1 protein-coding gene is annotated in these 1541 nt (G+C 53.0%); it reads right to left on the bottom strand.

What is annotated here, in order from left to right:
- Nucleotides 1-136: 136 nt before the first annotated feature.
- The gene (locus ACTNBK_RS17000) at nucleotides 137-1366 is read right to left on the bottom strand and encodes a transposase (RefSeq protein ID WP_441147873.1); all 1230 of its coding nucleotides are present in this window, start codon (nucleotides 1364-1366) and stop codon (nucleotides 137-139) included.
- Nucleotides 1367-1541 lie beyond the last annotated feature (175 nt).

The following is a 1541-nucleotide window of genomic DNA, read 5'->3' as shown; positions in this document are numbered from 1 at the left end:
AAGAGATGAGCAAAACAGTTGGAAAGAGCGGCCCGCAAACAGGCAAATGGGAATCGAAAGAGATTAGGGCATCTCAAGGGTGCAAAAACCATAGCGCGGTAAACCCCGCGCCTGAAAAAGGTATGGAACAGGCAGATCAGGCGGAACGCCGAAGCTGTTTGGCAGAACGGTAGGAGTGAGAACCATGCAGAACGGCGGCCAACGCAACAGTTAGGGCAGAGATATGGGCCAGCGTATTGAGGTTTGCCGCACTTGTGCCGTTGCGCACCCACAGCCGTTCCTGACCTGTGGATTTAAAGCGGGAATTATAACGCTCACACTCCGTCCGCAGGGCGTAAGTCCGCTTGAAATAGAGACAGCTGCGGTCAATGGAAAGTCTATAATCGTTTGGAACGGTCTTGTATTTCGTGCAGCCTCGGTTCTTCTTCCCGTTGTTCCAGTTTTTGTGGTTACAAGGGCAAACACCGGTTTTGGACTGGCGGAAGGTGCAGCAATATTTCTGCCGGGTACGCCCATTGTCGGTGGTCTTGCCATCCTTGTGCATAGCGAGACCAGCGTCACAGACCGGATTACCGGCAGGAAGCGCTTTAGAGACTTTCGTGCCGCGTGGATTGAGGGGGATAAATGCCTCGCCCTCATAGACTGTTTTTACCGTATTGTAGATGCTTTTCACATCGTAGCCCTTGTCGGCAAGGAAGGTGCATTCCTTTAAGGAGATCACCCTGTCAGCTTCGGCGAGGATCTCGGCGGCAACGGAGGAATCGGCGATATTGCCCGGCGTGGTCAACTCGTAGAGCGGCAGCCCAGAGATGCAGTCCACCAGCACATGGCTTTTGTATCCCCAGTAGAACTCATACCGCCGCTCATTGTGCTGGTTGGAGGCCGAATGGACGCCCAGAGCGCAGTCCGGGTCGCTTTTGGGGTGGTTTTCCTTGGAGAACTTGCTTTTCGCAAAGGACTTCGGGTTGTTCTGCTTCGTGTTCGCCATGACGGGTGTGGAATCCAGACCAACGAAAGACGCATCCACCACGCCCAGCTCATACAACTTCCGCACCAGATTGGCCATGATCGACTTCAACGCACCGTTGTTCAACTGCCGCAGGCAGCGGTCATACGTCCAGTAGGACGGCAGCGGCTCCATGATGTTAAAGCCGCAGTAATGGGCGATGATGCGGTTGTTGTCCAGATAATCCATCAGATCTGTGATCTGCGTGAAACCCTCGCATTTCATAACGATAAACGCACAGACCATGGCTTCTTTGGGGAAGCCCCGCCGCCCGGTTGCCGCTCTGGGCAGCGTGAAGTCCAAGCTGCTGAAAAGCTTGTCATAAAACATGGCGGCGCTTTGGGATGTGAACAGTGTCACATCCTGAATGATTTCCTGTCGGTAGATAGCGGCCAGCCCCTTTCCGGTTGGTTTTCTGCAAATTAATTTTACCAGAATGGGGCTCCGCTTTCTATATCATATGAGTGATTTTCGGTTTCAGCCATGACCGGAAACCATTGCAATTACTACTCTTTTGGAGTTTTGCTCATGGCTG

This window comes from Intestinimonas sp. HCP28S3_D6 (assembly GCF_052065695.1).
Taxonomy (GTDB): Bacteria; Bacillota; Clostridia; order Oscillospirales; family Oscillospiraceae; genus Intestinimonas.
Note: the sequence above shows the minus strand (reverse complement) of the source record. Positions and strands in the feature narration are given on the sequence as shown.